This window comes from Streptomyces sp. 6-11-2, assembly GCF_006540305.1.
GTDB lineage: Bacteria > Actinomycetota > Actinomycetes > Streptomycetales > Streptomycetaceae > Streptomyces.
On the sequence record NZ_BJOR01000001.1, the window covers coordinates 785,231 to 804,119 of the forward strand.

Genomic DNA, 18,889 nt, shown 5'->3' on the forward strand with positions numbered 1-18,889 from the left:
AGCAAGGCATCCGAGCACCCCCACTTCGTACCCGAGAGGCCCCCCCATGAGTGAACCCCCCGTCGCACCCGCCGTGACGCGTCGCAGACGTTCCCTGCGGCGCGCGCTGGTCGCCGTCCTCGGCACGCTCGGCCTGGCGGCGGCCGCCGCCACCGCCGGGACCCTGCCCGCGAACGCCTCCGCCCCCACACCCCCGGCGGGCTGGACGCAGGTCTTCCTCGACGAGTTCGACGGCCCGGCCGGTGCCGGCGTCAACACGTCCAACTGGCAGTACGACACCGGCACTTCCTACCCTGGCGGCGCCGCCAACTGGGGTACCGGCGAGGTCGAGACGATGACCTCCAGCACCAGCAACGTCGCCCTGGACGGCAGCGGCAACCTGCTCATCACCCCGCGCCGGGACGCCTCCGGCAACTGGACCTCGGGCCGCATCGAGACCAAGCGCACCGACTTCCAGCCCCCGGCCGGCGGCAAGCTGCGCGTGCAGGCCCGCATCCAGATGCCCAATGTCACCGGCGCCGCCGCCAAGGGGTACTGGCCCGCCTTCTGGATGCTGGGCGCGCCCTTCCGCGGCAACTACTGGAACTGGCCCGGGGTCGGCGAGCTGGACATCATGGAGAACGTCCAGGGCCTCAACACCAACTGGGCGACCATCCACTGCGGCACCAACCCGGGCGGTCCGTGCAACGAGACGTCGGGCATCGGCAACTCGACGTCGTGCACGGGCACCACCTGCCAGGCCGGCTTCCACACCTACGCGATGGAGTGGGACAAGTCGACCAGCCCCGAGCAGATCCGCTTCTACCTCGACGGTGTCAACTTCCACACCGTCAAGGCCAACCAGGTGGACGCCACGACCTGGACGAACGCCACCAACCACGGTTACTTCGTCATCCTGAACGTGGCGATGGGCGGCGGCTTCCCCGGCGCGTTCGGCGGCGGCCCGGACGGCGGCACCGAGCCCGGCCACCCGATGACCGTGGACTACGTGCAGGTGCTCCAGTCCTCTGACGGTGGGAGCGGTACCACACCGCCCCCGTCCGGCAACCGGGACGCCTACAGCCCCATCCAGGCCGAGTCGTACGACAGCCAGAGCGGCGTCGTCACCGAGTCGACCACCGACACCGGCGGCGGCCAGAACATCGGCTCCATAGCAAACGGCGACTGGGCCCTCTACAAGGGCGTGAACTTCGGCTCCACCGCGGCCGGGCAGTTCTACGCGCGGGTCGCCAGCGGCGCGGCAAGCGGGGTCAGCGGACTGGTCGAGGTACGCCTGGACAACCGCGGCAACGCCCCCATCGGCAGCTTCGCGCTGGCCAACACGGGAGGCTGGCAGTCCTGGAGGACGGTCCCGGCGAACATCAGCCCGGTGACCGGCACCCACGACGTGTACCTCACCTTCAGCAGCGGCCAGCCGGCGGACTTCGTGAACGTCAACTGGTTCGACTTCGGTCACTGACCGGCACGCACCTCCCTCCGGGCACCGGGGCCCCACGCGCGCGCGTGGGGCCCCGGTGCCGTGCCGTGACCCGTGTCGTGGCCGCTGCCTGCCGTGCCGTGTCGTCGGCGCTGCGCGTCGCCCGCCGCCCATCGCCCATCGCGTGCATGATCCGAACGCGGCATGGAAGACGCTCACTGTGAGTGAAACAGCCATGACCGCGGCAGCCATGACGGCGGCAATCCCGGGGTACCTGTCCGGCGCGGAGCGCCTCCACCCTGGCGGGTCCGCCGATCGAGGTGAAGGATCCGCCGTACGAGGACACCCTGTATTACGAGGACACCCTGTGGACGGACGAGCCGGCCGCACCCGGCACGGTGATCAGCACACCGGAGACCACGCCGCAAGGCGGCCTGCCGGGCGCGGTGGCCAGGTCCCTCGACAGCAAGGGAGTTGACGCGGAATGAGCAAGAAGCCCACCGAGGCGGCGGCGCAGGCCTCCCCGGCGGCCGATACCGGACCACCGGCCACCGCGGCCGCCCGCGGCCGGGCGCCGACCGCGGCCACGAAGCCCACGGCCCCGAGCCCCGGTCCCGACCCCAACGCCGACCCCGGCCCCAACGCCGGACCCGGCCCCACGGACGGCCGGGCCCCGGCGGCCACCCGCGCCCAGGCGCCGGAGTCACGGTCGGCACCGCCCGACCGCAAGGCCCCCACCGGGACCGCGGCCGCCCGCACCAAGGAGAACCAGGCACCGGACGCGGGTGCCGATGTCCGGGTGCCGGTGGCGGCGGCCGCCGATTGGGTGAATCCGCTGCGTGATCCCCGGGACCGGCGGCTGCCGCGCATCGCGGGGCCGTCCGGACTCGTGATCTTCGGCGTCACCGGGGACCTGTCCCGCAAGAAGCTGATGCCCGCCGTGTACGACCTGGCCAACCGCGGGCTGCTGCCCCCGGGCTTCTCCCTCGTCGGCTTCGCCCGGCGGGACTGGGAGGACCAGGACTTCGCGCAGGTGGTGCACGACGCGGTGCAGGACCACGCGCGTACGCCGTTCCGCGAGGAGGTCTGGCAGCAGCTCTCCGAGGGCATGCGGTTCGTCCCCGGCGACTTCGACGACGACACGGCGTTCAAGCACCTGCGGGCGGCGGTGGAGGACCTGGACTCCTCGCGCGGCACGAGCGGCAACTTCGCCTTCTACCTCTCCGTACCGCCGAGGTTCTTTCCCAAGGTCGTGCAGCAGCTGAAGAAGCACGGCCTGGCGGAGGGCCCTCGGGGCTCCTGGCGGCGAGCGGTCATCGAAAAGCCGTTCGGTCACGACCTGGCCAGCGCCCGGGAGCTGAACCGGATCGTGCACGAGGTGTTCGACCCGGAACAGGTCTTCCGTATCGACCACTACCTGGGCAAGGAGACCGTCCAGAACATCCTGGCCCTGCGTTTCGCCAACCAGATGTACGAGCCGGTCTGGAACCGCCACTACGTCGATCATGTGCAGATCACCATGGCCGAGGACATCGGCATCGGCGGCCGGGCCGGCTACTACGACGGCATCGGCGCCGCCCGCGACGTACTCCAGAACCACCTGCTGCAACTGATGGCGCTCACCGCGATGGAGGAACCCATCGCCTTCGACGCCGAGGCGCTGCTCACGGAGAAGCTGAAGGTGCTGAAGTCGGTGCGGCTGCCCGAGGACCTGGGTGCCCACACCGTGCGCGCCCAGTACGCGCCGGGCTGGCAGGGCGGCAGGCAGGTCGTCGGCTACCTCCAGGAGGAGGGCATCAACGCGCGGTCGAAGACCGACACCTACGCGGCGCTGCGCCTGGAGATCGACAACCGGCGCTGGGCCGGTGTCCCGTTCTACCTGCGCACCGGCAAGCGCCTGGGCCGCCGGGTCACCGAGATCGCGGTGGTCTTCCAGCGGGCCCCGCACTCCCCCTTCGACTCCACCGCCACCGAGGAGCTGGGCGAGAACGCGATCGTGATCCGCGTCCAGCCGGACGAGGGCATGACGGTCCGGTTCGGCTCGAAGGTGCCGGGCACCTCCATGGAGATCCGGGACGTGACGATGGACTTCGCCTACGGCGAGTCCTTCACGGAGTCCAGCCCGGAGGCGTACGAACGCCTCATCCTTGACGTACTGCTCGGCGACGCGAACCTGTTCCCCCGCCACCAGGAAGTGGAAGAGTCCTGGAAGATCCTCGACCCGGTGGAGGCGTACTGGGACGACCACGGCAGGCCGGCGCAGTACCCGGCGGGCACGTGGGGTCCGCCGGAAGCCGACGAGATGCTCGCACGAGACGGACGGAGCTGGCGCAGGCCATGAAGATCGACCTGACCGACACCACCGCGGGAGACATCAACAAGGCGCTGGTGCGGGGCCGCCGCGCCATCGGCACTCCCGCCGTGGGCATGGTCCTGACGATGGTCATCGTCACGGACGAGGAGAACGCCTACGACTCCCTGAAGGCCGCCGAGGAGGCCTCGCGCGAGCATCCCTCGCGCACCCTGCTCGTCATCAAGCGGCACGCCCGCACGCTGCGGGACCGCACGCACTCCCGGCTGGACGCGGAGGTGCGGGTGGGCTCCGAGGCCGGCACGGGCGAGACGGTGGTGCTGCGCACCTACGGCGACGTGTCCGACCACGCCGACTCGGTGGTGCTGCCGCTGCTGCTGCCGGACGCGCCGGTCGTCGTCTGGTGGCCGGTGGACGCGCCCGAGAACCCCTCGAAGGATCCGCTGGGCAGGCTGGCACAGCGCAGGATCACCGATCTGTACGCCTTCGAGCGCCCGCTGGAGATCCTGCAGACCCGCGCGCGCAACTACGCCCCCGGCGACACCGACCTCGCCTGGACCCGGCTCACGCTCTGGCGCTCGATGCTGGCCGCGGCCCTGGACCAGGCCCGAATGCGGGTGATCTCGGCGGCGGTGGAGGCCGAGGCGGACAACCCGAGCGCGGAGCTGCTGGCCCGCTGGCTGGAGGCCCGGCTGGACGTGCGCGCGGACCGCGTGGTCTCCGGCGGCCCGGTGGTCACGGCCGTACGGCTGGGCACCGAAAACGGCGAGGTCGTCATCGACCGGCCCGAGGGCCCGCTGGCCACGCTGACCCTACCGGGTCAGCCGCCGCGCACCCTCGCGCTGAAGGTCCGCCCCCTCTCCGAACTCATCGCCGAGGAGCTGCGCCGCCTCGACGCCGACGAGATGTACGCCGTCGCCCTGCGCGGCGAGAGCGCCAAGGAGACCGTCTGAATGTCCGACATCCAGGAAGTGAGCTGACATGGCATCGATGCAGTTGGGTCTCGTCGGCCTCGGCAAGATGGGCGGCAACATGCGGGAACGCCTCCGCAACGCCGGCCTCACCGTGGTGGGCTACGACCGCGATCCGGACCTCTCCGACGTGGACAACCTGGTCGATCTCGTGGACCGGCTCGAGGCGCCGCGCACGGTCTGGGTGATGGTGCCCGCCGGTGCCGCCACCCAGGGCGTCATCGACCAGCTGGCGACCCTGCTCAAGCCGGGCGACATCGTCGTCGACGGCGGCAACTCCCGCTGGACGGACGACGAGAAGCACGCCAAACAGCTGCGCGCGCGGGACATCGGCTTCGTCGACGCGGGCGTCTCCGGGGGCGTGTGGGGCCTGAAGAACGGCTACGCACTGATGGTCGGCGGCGACGAGGAGCACGTCCGGTGGCTGGAGCCGGTCTTCGACGCGCTCAAGCCACAGGGCCCGTACGGCTTCGTCCACGCGGGCAAGGTGGGCGCGGGCCACTTCGCGAAGATGGTCCACAACGGCATCGAGTACGCGATGATGCAGGCCTACGCCGAGGGCTGGGAGCTGCTGGAGAAGGTCGACTCGGTCACCGACGTGCGCGAGGTGTTCCGCTCCTGGACACAGGGCACCGTCATCCGCTCCTGGCTGCTGGACCTCGCCGTCGACGCCCTGGACGACGACGAGCACCTGGAGAAGCTGCGCGGCTACGCGGAGGACTCCGGCGAGGGCCGCTGGACGGTGGAGGCCGCCATCGACAACGCCGTGCCGATGCCGGCCATCACCTCCGCCCTGTTCGCGCGGTTCGCCTCCCGGCAGGAGGACTCCCCGCAGATGAAGATGGTCGCGGCGCTGCGCAACCAGTTCGGGGGCCACGCGGTGGAGGCGGCGCCGCAGGAGCAGACGAAGAAGGACTGATCACTCCCCGGACCGCCGCCGGGCGCTCTCCGCCCCGTCCGCACGAGGGGCGAACGAGCGCGCTCGGAGGACGTGTCGACGGAGGGACGGGCAAGCGCGGGGTGCCGCGTCGCCAGGTCGCCTGGGTGGGATCGGGGGTGCCGTGTCGGCGTGTGTGCGGGTCGCCGGGAGGTGGTCAGTGGGGCGCGGCCGCGTCCAGGAGGGGGCCCAGTTCGCGGGCCACGGTTTCCAGGGACCGTACGCCTCCTTCGGCGCGGGCCATGATGATCGCCCCTTCCAGGGAGCTGATCATCAGCGTGGCCAGCGGTTCAGCGCGCTCGGCCGGTACGCCCATGCCCGTCAGGGCCTCCGCGACCGGCGCCCGCCAGGCCGTGAACGCGGCGGCGGCCGCCTCCCGGGTGGACGCGTGGGCCGAGGCGCAGTCCACCGTCGCCGCGGCGACCGGGCAGCCGGAGAAGGATCCCGCCGTCTCGTACTCGTCGGTCCACTGCCGGACCATCGCGGCGAACAGCCCGCCCGGCGTCGGCTCGGCCAGGCCCGCCATGAAGCGGGCGACACGACGGCCCGCGTACCGGCCGGCCCAGGCCACCGCCTCGTTGACCAGCTGTTCCTTGCCGCCCGGGAAGTAGTGCTGGAGGGATCCTCGGGGCGCGTCCGCGTGGGCGGCCACCTCCCGCATCCCGGTCGCGCCCACGCCGTCGCGCCGGATGAGCTGGGCCGCGCTGAAGACCATCCGCTCGCGCGGTCCCCGCTCGGTACCCGTCATCGTCGGCCTCCCGGCTCCGTACGCATCTCGCGCCCCACCCTATGACCGCCGTCATGAACGCGGCTACTATGACCGCTGTCATAGCACGGTCTCGACCTCAGGGCGGTCCTCGTGAACGTCGGCTTCATCGGTCTCGGAGTCATGGGACAGCCCATGGCCCTCCGGCTGGCCCGCTCCGGCACTCCCCTCACCGTGTGGAACCGGACAGCCTCCCGTACGGCCCCCCTGCGCGCGGCCGGCGCCCAGGTGGCGGCGGACCCCGCCGGGGTGTTCGCCCGGTCGGACGTGGTGCTCCTGATGCTGGCGGACGACGCCGCCACCGACGCCGTCCTCGGCCGGGGCGGGCCGGACTTCGCCGCGCGTGTCGCGGGGCGGGTGGTCGTCCACATGGGCACCACCTCGCCCGCCTGCTCACGCGCCCTGGAGGCCGACGTACGGGCTGCGGGCGGGAGCTATGTCGAGGCGCCCGTCTCCGGCTCCCGCGTCCCGGCGGAGAACGGCCACCTGGTGGCGATGCTGGCCGGTGAGGAGCGAGCGGTGCGGACCGTACGGCCGCTGCTCGCTCCCCTGTGCCGGGAGACGTTCGTGTGCGGCCCCGCACCGGGCGCGCTGCTGACGAAACTGTCGGTGAACCTCTTCCTGATCACGCTGGTGACCGGGCTCACCGAGGCGTTCCACTTCGCCGAGCGGCAGGGGCTCGACCCGCGGCTGTTCCTCGACGTCCTGGACGCGGGCCCGATGGCCAGCCCGGTCTCCCGGATGAAGGCACCCAAGCTGCTGTCCGGGGACTTCGACGTCCAGGCGGCCGTCCTCGACGTGCTGAAGAACAACCGGCTGATCGCCGGGGCGGCACGCGCGTCCGGCACTGCCTCACCGCTGCTCGACGTGTGCCACGCCCTGTTCGAGGAGACGGTGTCGCTCGGCCACGGCGGACAGGACATGGTGGCGGTCCTGCGGGCGATCGAGAACCGCACCCGCACCGGCGCCGCCCCCGGACAGGGCGCGCCTCACCCGCCGGCGGCGCCCTTGGGAATGCCGTAGGCCCGTTCCACCCGCAGGCGGAGCACCAGGCGGCGCTCGCGGACCATGGCGGCCCGGTAGTCGTCCCAGTCGGGGTGCTCGCCGAGGACGTCCCGGTAGAGGCGGACCAGTTCCTCGACGGTCTCGTCGTACGGGTCCGCGGCGACCGGTGACAGGTCCGCGCTGCCCTCGGCGACCGTGTAGGCCCACCGGTCCGGGCTGGTGACGTGGTACGAGGCCCGCGGGTCCCGGCGCAGATTGCGGGTCTTGGCGCGGTCGTCGGTGATCGAGACGCGGATGACCCGCTCGTCCGGGTCGTAGGCGTGGGCGACGTTCGACAGCTGGGGCCGGCCGTCCCGCTTGAGGGTGACCAGCACCCCACCGCGGCCTTCGGAGAGCAAAGCCAGCAGGGCGTCCTGCACGGCGTCGTACGGCGTGTCCTGAGTCATATCCCGGTCAACCAGTGGGGCCGAGCCGCGCATTCCCCAGTGGTCACTCTCCCGCGCGTGGGCCCCTGGCGAGGGCGCGGGGCGGGGGATCCCGGCGGTCGCCCGCCGGGTTTCCCGCTTCGTCGCCGCTGCCCGGCCGGGAGCGGCCCGGCCCGGGTCCGGCCGCCGGTGCGGCCCCGGTCCGCCCGGCTCAGGACAGGTGCGCCACCGCGTCCAGGTGGGGCAGGTGGTGGTCGAGCCGCTCCCGCTTGGTGCGCAGGTAGGTGATGTTGCTCTCGCACGGCGGGATCAGCAGCGGTACCTGCTCGGCGACTTGGATGCCGTGCCGCACCAACGCATCGCGCTTGCGCGGATTGTTGGACATCAGCCGCACCGAGCGCACGCCCAGGTCGCGCAGCATCCCGGCGGCGACGCCGTAGTCGCGGGCGTCGACCGGCAGACCGAGCGCCAGGTTGGCCTCGACCGTGTCCAGGCCCTCCGCCTGAAGGGCCATCGCCCGCAGCTTGGCGAGCAGCCCGATGCCCCGGCCCTCGTGCCCGCGCAAGTAGACGACGATGCCGCTGCCTTCGGCGACGACGGCGCGCAGCGCGGCGTCGAGCTGGTCGCCGCACTCGCAGTGCTGGGAGCCGAAGGCGTCCCCGGTCAGGCACTCCGAGTGCAGCCGGACCAGGACCCGGTCGGTGCCGATGTCGCCGTGCACCAGCGCGACTTGTTCGTCACCGCGGTCGTGGTCCAGGTAGCCGACCGCCTGGAATTTCCCGTACACGGTGGGCAGCGGGGCATTCACGACGCGCTCCACGCCCGTGCGCCGGGCCGACTTCTTGCCGAGTACGCCGAGGTCTTCTGTCATGATCTGATTCCTAAGCAGAGACGAAAGGCCGGAAAACAATGAGTGGTTCGGGAACGCGGCCGACGGCACATGGTCTGTTGCCGGCGGACACCACGCAAGACGTACGGACGCGGGGGGCGGACCTCTCACGGCAGGTGGCGGTGCTGCCGGTGGGCAGTTTCGAACAGCACGGCCCGTTCCTCCCGTTGGCGACCGACACGCTGGTCGCCTGTGCCATCGCCCGCCGGATCGCCGACGCGTACCCGGTGCATCTCCTTCCGCCGGTGACGATCTCCTGCTCGCACGAGCACGCCGCCTGGCCGGGAACCGTCAGCATCTCTTCCGTGACCCTTCATGCGGTGGTGCGGGACATCGCGGACTCGCTGCGCCGCTCCGGCGTCGAGGCCCTGGTGGTCGTCAACGGTCATGGCGGCAACTACGTGCTGGGCAACGTCGTTCAGGAGGCCTCCGTGCGCGGTGAGCGCCTCGCGCTGTTCCCCGCCGCGGAGGACTGGCAGACGGCCCTCGAGGCGGCCGGGGTGCGCACCTCGCCGCTCACCGACATGCACGCGGGGGAAATCGAGACCTCCATTCTTCTGCACGCTCATCCGGAAATGGTCCGGGCCGGTTACGAGTCCGCCGATTTCGTCGCGGACGACCGGCGGCATCTGCTCACCACCGGAATGTCCGCCTATACCGAATCGGGCGTCATCGGCCGCCCTTCCCTGGGTTCCGCGGAAAAGGGTGAGGAACTGCTGAACAGCCTGGCGGATTCCTTCGGTCCGTATTTCTCGCTGCTCACGTCCGAGGGATTGGAGTTGCCGGGGAGCGGGCGCGCATAGTCCCCGCCGGAGGCGCGGCCGGGTTCCGGGGCCGGTTCGGCGGGGCGGGACCCGGCGCGCATCGCGGTGTACCAGCGGGCGACGAGGACGAGGGCGCCCGGCAGGCCGGCCACGAAGCTCAGCACCCCGTACACCACGGCCACGGCCACTCCGGTGCTCGCGCCGAGTCCGGCGGCGCCGAACGCCCAGGCGGCGACGCCCTCGCGGGGCCCGAACCCGCCCACGTTCAGCGGCAGTCCCATGGCGACCAGCGCGAGGACGGCCAGGGGCAGCAGGACGAGCACCGGGGCGGCGAGGCCGGCGACGTGCGCGGCGACCACGAACATCCCGATGTGTCCGGCCAGGACGACGGCCGAGGACAGCGCGACACCGGGCCCGTTGCGGCGGGACAGCAGTCCCTCGCGGGCCTCGGCGAGGGTGCGGCGCAGGGCTCGCCCCCGGTGCGAGGGCGCGCGGTTCATGCGCAGGGCGAGGACGATGGCGAACGCGCCGGCGGCGGCGAAGGCGAGCAGGGCCACGAGGTGCCGCGTCTGGTCGCGCACGGGGGACGGCAGGGTGAGGAGGACCGCCGCGCCGGTGACGGCGAGCGCGATCTGCCCGGCGACCCGTTCGAGGACAACGGCCCGCACGCCGCGTCCCAGATCGCCGGCGCTCTGCCCGTGCCGCACCGCCCGGTGCACATCGCCCAGGACGCCGCCGGGCAGCGCCGCGTTCAGGAACAGCGCACGGTAGTAGTCGGCCACCGCCGGGCCGAGCGGCAGCCGGATGCGCAGGCCACGGGCCACCAACTGCCAGCGCCAGGCGCTGAACACGGTGGTGACCACCCCGATGCCCAGCGCCACGAGGAGGGTCGGCGTGTCGATCCGTCGCAGCCCGTCCAGGAAGACGCCGGTGCCCAGCCGCCACAACAGCACGGCGAGGATGGCGACTCCGGCGACGGTACCGAAGTGGGTCCGCGCAGCACGGGTGTTGAGGCGGGAGAGCGCAGCCGCGAGCGGGGTACGGCCGCGGAGGTCGCCGCCTGATGTGCCGTGGGCACGGGGAGCGCTGGGCGCGTTGGACACGTCGGCCCCGTCAGGTGCGCCGGCCCCTCCGGGTACGCCGGCCCCGTCAGGTGCGCCGAGCGCGTCGGGGGCGGACACGTCGGCGGCACCGGGAGCGTCGTACTCCCCCGCCTTCGGGTCGCGTACGAGAGGTGCGTCCACCGCCTGCGCGCTCATGCGGCACGATCCGTCGGCCGGGACAGCGCCAGCAGGTCGTTGTGGTGCACGACGACCCGCAACTCCCCCGCCGCGCAGGCCTCCAGGCGGTCGGCGAGGTAACGGTCCGCGCGCGGCTTCAGCTCGGGACGCTGTTCGACGGCCGCGCCGACCCAGCCGCGCAGCCACTGGGCGGTCAGTTCGCGCTGATCGGGGCCGAGCCGCCAGGGGCTCGGGTCCAGTCGTACGGTGGCGCCGTGCGCGGCGAAGGCCTCGCAGGCCGCGTCGACCGCGTCGGGACCGAGCAGTCCGGTGCGCCGCTGATGGGCGTTGAACGCCTCGGTGATCTCGGCGTCCAGCGGATCGGCCGTGGTCAGTTCGACCCGGCCGGCCACCGAGAGGGTCAGCAGCGCCGGGCAGCCCGCCCCGGCGCAGGCCGCGGCGAGGGTGTCGATCTCCTCGCGGGTCAGGACGTCCAGCAGCGCGGAGGCCGTGACCAGGGACGCGCCGGACAGGGCGTCCGGGGTGAGCCGGGCCACGTCGCCGCGCCGCGTCTCCACGGTGACCCGGCTGCCGTCGGCGGCGGCGCGCGGGGAGGCGACGGCCGCGAAGTGCAGCAGGTAGGGGTCGCGGTCGTGCAGGACCCAGTGCTGGGCGCCGTCCAGCCGGGAGGCGAGCCAGCGGCCCATCGAGCCGGTGCCGCATCCCAGGTCGTGCACCACGAGCCCGCCGTGCCGGCTCGGCAGGTTGACCAGCCGGATCCGCAGCGGATCGAGCAGTTCCGTCGCCCGCGCGGCGGCGTCCGCCGCCTCCCGGAGCTGCAACCACTCGGGTGCGTACCGGGGCGGCTCCTCCTCCGTCGCGCCCTCCCGAAGCCTTACGGTGGCCCGTTCCCCGGGCCGCTGCGCGGGCCCGGCCCCCGGAATCACCGCCGGGGGCTCGGAGTGCTGAGCCGCCTGTGGGGAGAACGCGCCGGTGTCCGCCATGGCCGAGGGGTCCTTTCCTGCGAGCCGCGCCGTCTCGGGGGCCGATCGCCCCGCCGCGCCCGGGGCGGGAGCGGGCCGCTCCCACGTGCCCGGCTCGGACGGGATGGCGCCGGTGGGCCGGGCGGCCTCCACGGACGTATCCGGCGTGGTCATGCCGCCCTCCTGGGTTCCTTCGGCAGCCGGCCGAGCACGCCGGCCAGGCTGCGGGCGGTGTTGGCCCAGCCGTCGAGGGCGGCGCGCCTGCCGCGGGCGGCGGACTTCAGCCGGCGCCGGACGTCGGCCTCGCCGAACCAGCCCCGCAGTTCGGCGGCGAGGGCCGCGGGGTCCTCCGGTGGTACGAGCATGCCGGGCACCCCGCCGTCGGGGGCGCGGCCGACCGCCTCGCCCACCCCGCCGACATCGGTCGCGAGCACCGGGATGCCCCGGGCGAGGGCCTCGGTGACCGCCATGCCGTACGTCTCCGCGTAGGAGGCGAGGACCATCAGGTCGGCGGCGGCGTAGCTGGCGTCGAGCTCGGCTCCGGCCCGCGGTCCGACCAGGTGGAAGCGGTCCTGCAGGCCGTACTCCGCGATCAGGCCGCGCAACCGGTCGACATAGGCGGGGTCCTGGGTGAGCGCGCCGACACAGGTGCAGCTCCACGGCAGGTCGGTGGCCGCGGCCAGTGCCTCCACCAGCCGGTGCTGCCCCTTGCGCGGGGTGACCGAGGCGACGCACAGCAGCCGGGAGACCCCGTCGGTGCCGGGGGCGAGGGGCGCGATGTCGGCGCCGGGGGTGGCGGCGTGGACCCGCTCGGGGGCGAGGCCGTGGTGGGAGACGAGGCGGCGCACCGCCCAGTCACTGGTGGCGACGACGGCGGACACCGCGCGCAGCACCTGGCGTTCCCTGGCGTCCAGTTCCGCGGCCACGGCCGGGTCGAGTCCCGTCTCGTCGCCGAGCGGCAGGTGGACGAGGACGGCCAGGCGCAGCCGCTCGGCCTCGGGCACGATCGTCTCGGGCACCCCGCAGGCGACGAGCCCGTCGAGGAGGACGACCGCGCCGTCGGGCAACTCGCGCAGGACGCGGGCGAGTTCGTCACGGGCCCGGGTGTCGGGGCGGGGCCAGGCACCGTCCACGGGATGCGCCCTGACCTGCCAGCCGAAGCCGGGCAGGTCCAGGCTCACCCGGCGGTCGTAGGCGTTGCCGCCGCTCGGGGTGGCCGGGTCGTCGACGCCGCCCGGCAGGACGAAGTGCACGGTGCGCAGGGACATGGGGATGATCCCGACGTTCTCCGAGCCGGCGCGCTGCGCGGGCAGGTAGGCCAGGGGCGAGGGGCGGTGGACGGTCGTGTCGGTCACAGCGCACGCTCGTAACTCGCCCAGGCGACGTGCGACTCGTGGAGTGTGACGGTGAGGCCGGCCAGTCCCTTGGCGCCCTCGCCCAGGGCGCCCTTGTGGATCCGTTCGGCGAGCCGGTCGGCGATGACCTTGGCCAGGAACTCCGTGGAGGTGTTGATGCCGGCGAAGTCGGGCTCGTGGTCGAGGTTGCGGTAGTTCAGCTCGCCCACCACGGCGCTGAGTTCCCGCGTGGCCAGTCCGATGTCGACGACGATGTTGTCGTCGTCCAGCTGCTCGCGCCGGAAGGTGGCGTCCACGAGGAACGTGGCGCCGTGCAGACGCTGCGCGGGCCCGAAGACCTCGCCGTGGAAGCTGTGGGCGATCATGATGTGATCGCGGACGGTGATGCTGAACAACGGACGACCCTCCAGGTGCGGCGCGTCTGGTCCCCCGGCCGGTGCCTGCCGGGGGATGCCGTGTAGTACGGCTCTTCGCTTCCCGTTGTTCAGTGCCCTCTCACTCTTTTCTCAAGGTCAGGCGCTCTTGTCGTCCCGGATCGGACGATCCGTCATGAACGGTCGTCGTACCTGACCCGGTGGCACAGCGCCGGAATCTCGCCGGAGGCGAGCCTCGGCATCACCTCCGGCAGTTCCTCGAACGCGCTCTCCCCGGTGACGAGGGCGTCCAGGGCCGGGTCGGCGAGCAGGTCGAGCGCGAGGGCCAGCCGGTCGGCGTACGTGCGGCTGGAGCGGCGGGCCGGGGAGACGGTGCCGACCTGGCTGCCGCGGATGACCAGCCGGCGGGAGTGGAAGGCCTCGCCGAGCGGGAGGGCGACGCGCCGGTCGCCGTACCAGCTCAGTTCGAGGACGGTGCCCTCGGGGGTGAGCAGTTCCAGCGCGCGGGCGAGGCCCTGATCGGTGGCGCTGGCGTGCACGACGAGGTCGCACTCGCCGAGCGCGTCCCCGGGCAGCGCGAAGCCCACGCCGAGCGCCTCGGCGACCTCGGCGCGGGCCGGGTCCGCGTCCACCAGTTGGACGCGCACGCCGGGGAACCGGGCCAGCAGGGCCGCCACCGAGCAGCCGACCATGCCACCGCCGACGACGGCGATACGGTCGCCGACCAGGGGCGCGGCGTCCCACAGCGCGTTCACGGCGGTCTCGACGGTGCCCGCGAGCACCGCGCGCCCGGCCGGCACGTTCTCCGGCACACGGGTCACCGCGCTCGCCGGGACGACGTAGCGGCTCTGGTGCGGATGAAGGCAGAAGACCGTACGCCCGGTCAGCTCCCGCGGGCCCTCCTCCACCACCCCGACACTGAGGTAGCCGTACTTCACCGGGCCCGGGAAGTCGCCCTCCTGGAACGGCGCCCGCATGACCTCGTACTGGCTCTCGGGCACCTGGCCGCGGAACACGAGCGTCTCCGTTCCGCGGCTGACCCCGGAGTAGAGCGCGCGGACGACCACCTCGCCCGGCCCGGGTTCCGTAAGGTCCGTCCGGCGTATCTCGCCGTGGCCCGGCGAGGTCAGCCAGAAGGCGCGGGCGGAGCGGTTCATCGAGAATCCTCCTGAACGATCGGGAAGTTGTTCACGTACCGAGAAGTGCACAGGCCGCGCACAACGTACGCGGCGTTGATCGACTCTGTCACTCGGCCGGAGGATGTTCGGTGGCCCTGAACAACACGTACGACGCACGGCTGGTCCAGCAGGAGACCGCGGTGGGAGCGGGCGCGCAGATCCTGTTGCTGGCCCTGCTCGGCCCGGCGATCGGCATGGGTCCCGCGGGCTGGGCGACCGGTCTGGTCTTCGCGGTCGCCACCTGGGCGGTGCTCTCCCGGGCGCTGCACCGGTCGCGGCTCCGTTCCTTCGGCCCGGCCAACCGGGTGACCCTGGGCCGGGCCGTTCTCGTCGGTGGGGTGACGGCACTGGTGGCGGACTCCTTCGAGAGCGCGCCGCCGGTGTCGCTGCTGGTCGCCCTGACGACGGTGGCCCTGATCCTGGACGGCGTCGACGGCAAAGTGGCCCGTCGTACGGGCACCTCCACGGCGCTCGGCGCCCGCTTCGACATGGAGGTGGACGCGTTCCTGATCCTGGTGCTCAGCGTGTACGTCTCGACGATGCTCGGCCCGTGGGTGCTGCTGATCGGCGGTATGCGGTACGTCTTCGTCGCCGCCGCCCGCGTGCTGCCCTGGCTGAACGTGCCCCTGCCGCCGAGCACCGCCCGCAAGACGGTCGCCGCGCTCCAGGGCGTCTGCCTGCTGCTCGCCGGCGCGGACCTGCTGCCCCTGCCGGCCACCGCCGGTGTGGTGCTGCTGGCGCTGGGACTGCTGGTGTGGTCGTTCGGCCGGGACGTGCTGTGGCTGTGGCGGACCGCGCGGGTGCGGGACATCGCCGCCGGGACCGGCGGGCTGCTGCGGGCCGCCCCGGTCGAGGAGGTGCTGGAGCCGGCGCGGGCCGCGTGACTCCGCACCATGCCGACGGGCCCGGATCACGGGGGATGTGATCCGGGCCCGTACCGCGTGCGAAGAGCGCGGCGCGTGCGGCCTGTGGAGCGCCGGTGGCGGGTCGCCGCTTCCCCCCGAGGGGCCGCGTCCGCCGGCCCGGCCGGGCTCAGGCGGCCCCGCGCCCCAGCTCCCCGTGCGCGCGCACGATGTCCGCGTACCGGTGGCCGCTGCCCTTGATGGTGCGGGCCTGGGTGGCGTAGTCGACGTGGACGAGGCCGAAACGCTTGGCGTAGCCGTACGCCCACTCGAAGTTGTCCAGCAGCGACCAGGCGAAGTAGCCGGCCAGCGGGGCGCCCTTGCGGGCGGCGGAGGCGCAGGCGGCCAGGTGTCCCACCAGATAGTCCTGGCGTTCGGGGTCGTCGACCGTGCCGTCGGGGCCCACGGTGTCGGGGAAGGCGGAGCCGTTCTCGGTGACGTAGAGCTTCCGGGCGCCGTACTCGTGGGTGAGGCGCAGCAGCAGCGTCTCGATGCCGGACGCGTCGATCTCCCAGTCCATGCCGGTGCGGGGCACGTCCGGGCGGCGTACGGAACGGGCGTGGGGCACCGGCCCGTCGGGGTCGTCGGCCACCGTCGCCGGGAAGTAGTAGTTGAGGCCGAGCCAGTCCAGCGGGGCGGCGATGATGTCGAGGTCGCCCGGGCGCTCGGGGAGGTCGACGCCGTAGACCTCGCGCATGTCGGCGGGGAAGCCGCGGCCGTGGACGGGGTCCAGCCACCAGCGGTTGACGTGGCCGTCGTGGCGGCGGGCGGCGGCCTCGTCCTCGGGACGGTCGGTGGCGGGGAAGACGGTGGAGAGGTTGTTGACGATGCCGACCTCGGCGCCGGGCGTCGCGGCGCGGATCGCCTGGGCGGCCAGGCCGTGGCCGAGGAGCAGGTGGTAGGAGGCGCGGACCGCGGCCGTCAGATCGGTCAGGCCGGGAGCCATCTTGCCCTCGAGGTGACCGATCCAGGCGGAGCACAGGGGTTCGTTGAGGGTGGTCCAGTGGGACACCCGGTCGCCGAGGCGTTCGGCGACGACCGAGGCGTAGGCGGCGAAGTGCTCGGCGGTCTCGCGCTCGGGCCAGCCGCCGCGGTCCTGGAGGGCCTGCGGCAGGTCCCAGTGGTAGAGGGTGACGGAGGGGGTGATGCCCGCCTGGAGCAGTCCGTCGATCAACTCGTCGTAGAAGTCGAGGCCCTTGGGGTTCACGAGGCCGTCGCCCTCCGGCATCACGCGCGGCCAGGCGATCGACAACCGGTAGGCGTTCAGGCCCAGTCGGCTCATCAGCGCGACGTCCTCGCGCCAGCGGTGGTAGTGGTCGCAGGCGATGTCGCCGTGGTCGTCGTTGTCGATCTTGCCGGGAGTGTGGGAGAAGGTGTCCCAGATGGACGGCGAGCGGCCGTCCTCGGCGACGGCTCCCTCGATCTGGTACGCCGATGTGGCCGTGCCCCACCGGAAGTCGTGCGGGAGTGCGGCGAGGTCAATGGCGTCGGACACGGAAGTCCTTTCGAGACTTGGGGTGTTGGTGGTCACTTCACCGCTCCCGCGGTGAGCCCCGCGACGAGGTAGCGCTGAAGCAGCAGGAAGCCGGCGACCACGGGCACGCTGACGACGAGCGAGGCGGCCATGATCTGGTTCCAGTAGACGTCGTTGAGCGTGGAGTAGCCCTGGAGCCCCACGGCGAGCGTGCGGGTGGTGTCGTTGGTCATCACGGACGCGAAGAGCACCTCACCCCAGGCGGTCATGAAGGCGTAGACGGCGACCGCGACGATGCCGGGGATCGCGGCCGGCACGACGACCCGGAACAGCGCGCCGAGCGGCCCGCAGCCGTCCACCAGTGCCGCCTCGTCCAGGTCGCGCGGCACCGAGTCGAAGTACCCGATCAGCATCCAGATCGAGAACGGCAGCGAGAAGGTGAGGTACGTCAGGATGAGGCCCCCGCGCGAGCCGAACAGGGCGATGCCGGTGGCGTTGCCGATGTTGACGTAGAGCAGGAACAGCGGGAGGAGGAACAGGATGCCCGGGAACATCTGCGTCGACAGGACGGTGACCGTGAAGACGCGCTTGCCGCGGAAGCTGTAGCGGCTGACGGCGTACGCCGAGAACACCGCGATCACCACCGAGCAGACCGTCGCCGCGCCCGCCACGATCAGCGAGTTCACGAAGTACCTGGCGAGCGGGACCGTCGACCAGATGTCGATGTAGGGGCGGAAGGTCAGACCGCTCGGCAGCCAGCGGAACTTGCCCGTGACGTCCGCGAGCGGCTTCAGCGAGCTGGAGACCATCACATAGACGGGCAGCAGGACGAAGCCGGTCAGCAGGGTGAGGAAGATCCGCCGCGTCCACAGGAAGGAGCGCGGCGGCGCCGTCGGCGAACGGTGGGCGTGTGCGTCAGACATCGGCGGTCCTCCGTCCGCGTGAGGTGAGCGCGAGGTAGACGCCGGTGACGACCAGCAGGAAGAGCAGCAGCAGGACGGACATCGCGGAGCCGGTGCCGAAGTTCCAGGTGACGAACGAGGCTTGGTAGATGTGGACCGAGATGAGGTCCGCGGCCTCGGGAGCGGCCTTGCCGAACAGCACGTACGGCGTGTTGAAGTCGTTGAACGTCCACAGGAACAGCACCAGGACCAGGACCTGGTTGACCGGCCGCAGGGACGGCAGGGTGATGCGGCGGATCTGCTGCCACATGCCGGCGCCGTCCAGCGCGGCGGCCTCGTACAGCTCGCGCGGGATGTTCTGGAGTCCTGCCATGACGATGAGGAAGGCGAACGGCCAGCCCTTCCACACCGACACCGTCAGCAGCGCGATGAAGCTGTTGTCGCCGATGAGCCAGAACGAGGGCTTGTCGGTGAGGTGCAGCTGGTCGTGCAGGACGTGGTTCACCAGGCCGTTGTCGTGCTGGAACATGAACACCCAGGTGATGACGGCCGCGTAGACCGGCAGCGCGTAGGGCACCAGGAACAGGGCGCGCAGCAGGCCGCGTCCGCGGAAGGTGTCCTGCATGCAGACCGCGGCCACGGTGCCGATGAGCCAGCACAGGCCGACCGACAGCAGGGTGAAGGCGACGGTGACGAGGAAGGAGTGCAGCAGCGCCTCGCCGACGGGGGCGTTGAAGTCCACCGACATGCGGTAGTTGTCGAGGCCGGACCAGGGGGCCGTGCCCCAGTCGCGGATGTAGAACTGGGTAAGCTCCTTGAAGCTCATCACGACGCCGATCACCATCGGCACCAGGTGGACCAGGAGTTCGAGCACCAGGGCGGGCAGAAGCAGCAGGTACGGCAGCGACACGCGTCCGAGCCACCCGGGGCGGCGCGGCCCGCGCGTCGCACCGGGTGGGTTCACGGGTGCCGTCGTCCCGCCGGTGTGCGCGGGAGCGGTGGTCGTCATGTGGGTG

General features: G+C 72.3%; 18 protein-coding genes and 1 pseudogene. 8 read left to right on the forward strand and 11 right to left on the reverse strand.

Annotated elements, in window-relative coordinates:
• The first annotated feature begins 46 nt into the window (after window positions 1-46).
• From TNCT6_RS03495 to gnd, 5 genes are all read left to right on the forward strand, one after another.
• Window positions 47-1,459: a glycoside hydrolase family 16 protein gene (locus TNCT6_RS03495; RefSeq protein WP_141356453.1), complete on the forward strand. Its 1,413-nt coding sequence runs from the start codon at window positions 47-49 to the stop codon at window positions 1,457-1,459.
• A 278-nt stretch (window positions 1,460-1,737) separates the two neighbouring features.
• Window positions 1,738-1,905: a hypothetical protein gene (locus TNCT6_RS39715; protein WP_172632792.1), complete on the forward strand. Its 168-nt coding sequence runs from the start codon at window positions 1,738-1,740 to the stop codon at window positions 1,903-1,905.
• Window positions 1,902-3,758 (forward strand): glucose-6-phosphate dehydrogenase, encoded by a 1,857-nt coding sequence (gene zwf / locus TNCT6_RS03500; RefSeq protein ID WP_253266014.1) that lies wholly within the window; start codon window positions 1,902-1,904, stop codon window positions 3,756-3,758. The genes TNCT6_RS39715 and zwf overlap by 4 nt, the downstream gene beginning before the upstream one ends.
• Window positions 3,755-4,681, forward strand: coding sequence for a glucose-6-phosphate dehydrogenase assembly protein OpcA (gene opcA / locus TNCT6_RS03505; RefSeq protein WP_141356455.1), 927 nt, complete (start codon window positions 3,755-3,757; stop codon window positions 4,679-4,681). Before zwf ends, opcA begins: the two co-directional genes overlap by 4 nt.
• 37 nt (window positions 4,682-4,718) lie before the next feature.
• Complete coding sequence (gene gnd / locus TNCT6_RS03510; protein WP_141366036.1) at window positions 4,719-5,618, forward strand: phosphogluconate dehydrogenase (NAD(+)-dependent, decarboxylating); 900 nt, start codon at window positions 4,719-4,721, stop codon at window positions 5,616-5,618.
• A gap of 175 nt (window positions 5,619-5,793) precedes the next feature.
• Here the strand turns inward: gnd and TNCT6_RS03515 are convergent, their stop codons facing one another.
• Complete coding sequence (locus TNCT6_RS03515; RefSeq protein ID WP_141356457.1) at window positions 5,794-6,384, reverse strand: TetR/AcrR family transcriptional regulator; 591 nt, start codon at window positions 6,382-6,384, stop codon at window positions 5,794-5,796.
• Window positions 6,385-6,495: 111 nt separating this feature from the next.
• On the opposite strand from TNCT6_RS03515, the gene TNCT6_RS03520 reads away from it, so the two are divergent.
• A complete protein-coding gene (locus TNCT6_RS03520; protein WP_141356459.1) occupies window positions 6,496-7,425 on the forward strand; it encodes an NAD(P)-dependent oxidoreductase in 930 nt (309 codons plus the stop codon).
• Here the strand turns inward: TNCT6_RS03520 and TNCT6_RS03525 are convergent.
• Window positions 7,392-7,853, reverse strand: coding sequence for a PPOX class F420-dependent oxidoreductase (locus TNCT6_RS03525; protein ID WP_141356460.1), 462 nt, complete (start codon window positions 7,851-7,853; stop codon window positions 7,392-7,394). The genes TNCT6_RS03520 and TNCT6_RS03525 overlap by 34 nt on opposite strands.
• 190 nt (window positions 7,854-8,043) lie before the next feature.
• Complete coding sequence (ribA, locus tag TNCT6_RS03530; protein ID WP_141356462.1) at window positions 8,044-8,703, reverse strand: GTP cyclohydrolase II; 660 nt, start codon at window positions 8,701-8,703, stop codon at window positions 8,044-8,046.
• 38 nt (window positions 8,704-8,741) lie between these two features.
• Between ribA and TNCT6_RS03535 the strand changes: the two genes are divergently transcribed.
• Window positions 8,742-9,524: a creatininase family protein gene (locus TNCT6_RS03535; RefSeq protein WP_141356464.1), complete on the forward strand. Its 783-nt coding sequence runs from the start codon at window positions 8,742-8,744 to the stop codon at window positions 9,522-9,524.
• Window positions 9,525-9,685: 161 nt separating this feature from the next.
• Here TNCT6_RS03535 and TNCT6_RS03540 read toward each other — a convergent pair.
• From TNCT6_RS03540 to TNCT6_RS03560, 5 genes and pseudogenes are all read right to left on the reverse strand, one after another.
• Window positions 9,686-10,744: pseudogene (locus TNCT6_RS03540) on the reverse strand (lysylphosphatidylglycerol synthase transmembrane domain-containing protein); the annotation flags it as partial.
• The gene (locus TNCT6_RS03545; protein WP_141366038.1) at window positions 10,741-11,709 is read right to left on the reverse strand and encodes a methyltransferase domain-containing protein; all 969 of its coding nucleotides are present in this window, start codon (window positions 11,707-11,709) and stop codon (window positions 10,741-10,743) included. The pseudogene TNCT6_RS03540 and the gene TNCT6_RS03545, both read right to left, overlap by 4 nt.
• A gap of 149 nt (window positions 11,710-11,858) precedes the next feature.
• On the reverse strand, window positions 11,859-13,043 hold the full coding sequence (locus tag TNCT6_RS03550; RefSeq protein ID WP_141356468.1) for a glycosyltransferase family 4 protein: 1,185 nt from the start codon (window positions 13,041-13,043) through the stop codon (window positions 11,859-11,861).
• Window positions 13,040-13,438, reverse strand: a complete 399-nt coding sequence (locus tag TNCT6_RS03555; RefSeq protein ID WP_141356470.1) for a 6-carboxytetrahydropterin synthase — start codon at window positions 13,436-13,438, stop codon at window positions 13,040-13,042. Before TNCT6_RS03555 ends, TNCT6_RS03550 begins: the two co-directional genes overlap by 4 nt.
• Window positions 13,439-13,590: 152 nt before the next feature.
• Window positions 13,591-14,574: a zinc-binding alcohol dehydrogenase gene (locus tag TNCT6_RS03560; RefSeq protein ID WP_141356472.1), complete on the reverse strand. Its 984-nt coding sequence runs from the start codon at window positions 14,572-14,574 to the stop codon at window positions 13,591-13,593.
• A gap of 110 nt (window positions 14,575-14,684) precedes the next feature.
• On the opposite strand from TNCT6_RS03560, the gene TNCT6_RS03565 reads away from it, so the two are divergent.
• Window positions 14,685-15,479, forward strand: a complete 795-nt coding sequence (locus tag TNCT6_RS03565) for a CDP-alcohol phosphatidyltransferase family protein (RefSeq protein WP_141356474.1) — start codon at window positions 14,685-14,687, stop codon at window positions 15,477-15,479.
• A gap of 148 nt (window positions 15,480-15,627) precedes the next feature.
• Here the strand turns inward: TNCT6_RS03565 and TNCT6_RS03570 are convergent, their stop codons facing one another.
• The 3 genes from TNCT6_RS03570 to TNCT6_RS03580 are packed head-to-tail and all read right to left on the reverse strand — an operon-like array spanning window position 15,628 to window position 18,882.
• Window positions 15,628-16,992, reverse strand: coding sequence for a GH1 family beta-glucosidase (locus TNCT6_RS03570; protein WP_141356476.1), 1,365 nt, complete (start codon window positions 16,990-16,992; stop codon window positions 15,628-15,630).
• Between the two features lie 32 nt (window positions 16,993-17,024).
• Window positions 17,025-17,894: a carbohydrate ABC transporter permease gene (locus TNCT6_RS03575; RefSeq protein WP_141356478.1), complete on the reverse strand. Its 870-nt coding sequence runs from the start codon at window positions 17,892-17,894 to the stop codon at window positions 17,025-17,027.
• Window positions 17,887-18,882 (reverse strand): carbohydrate ABC transporter permease, encoded by a 996-nt coding sequence (locus TNCT6_RS03580; protein ID WP_141356480.1) that lies wholly within the window; start codon window positions 18,880-18,882, stop codon window positions 17,887-17,889. The genes TNCT6_RS03575 and TNCT6_RS03580 overlap by 8 nt, the downstream gene beginning before the upstream one ends.
• Between the last annotated feature and the right edge of the window lie 7 nt (window positions 18,883-18,889).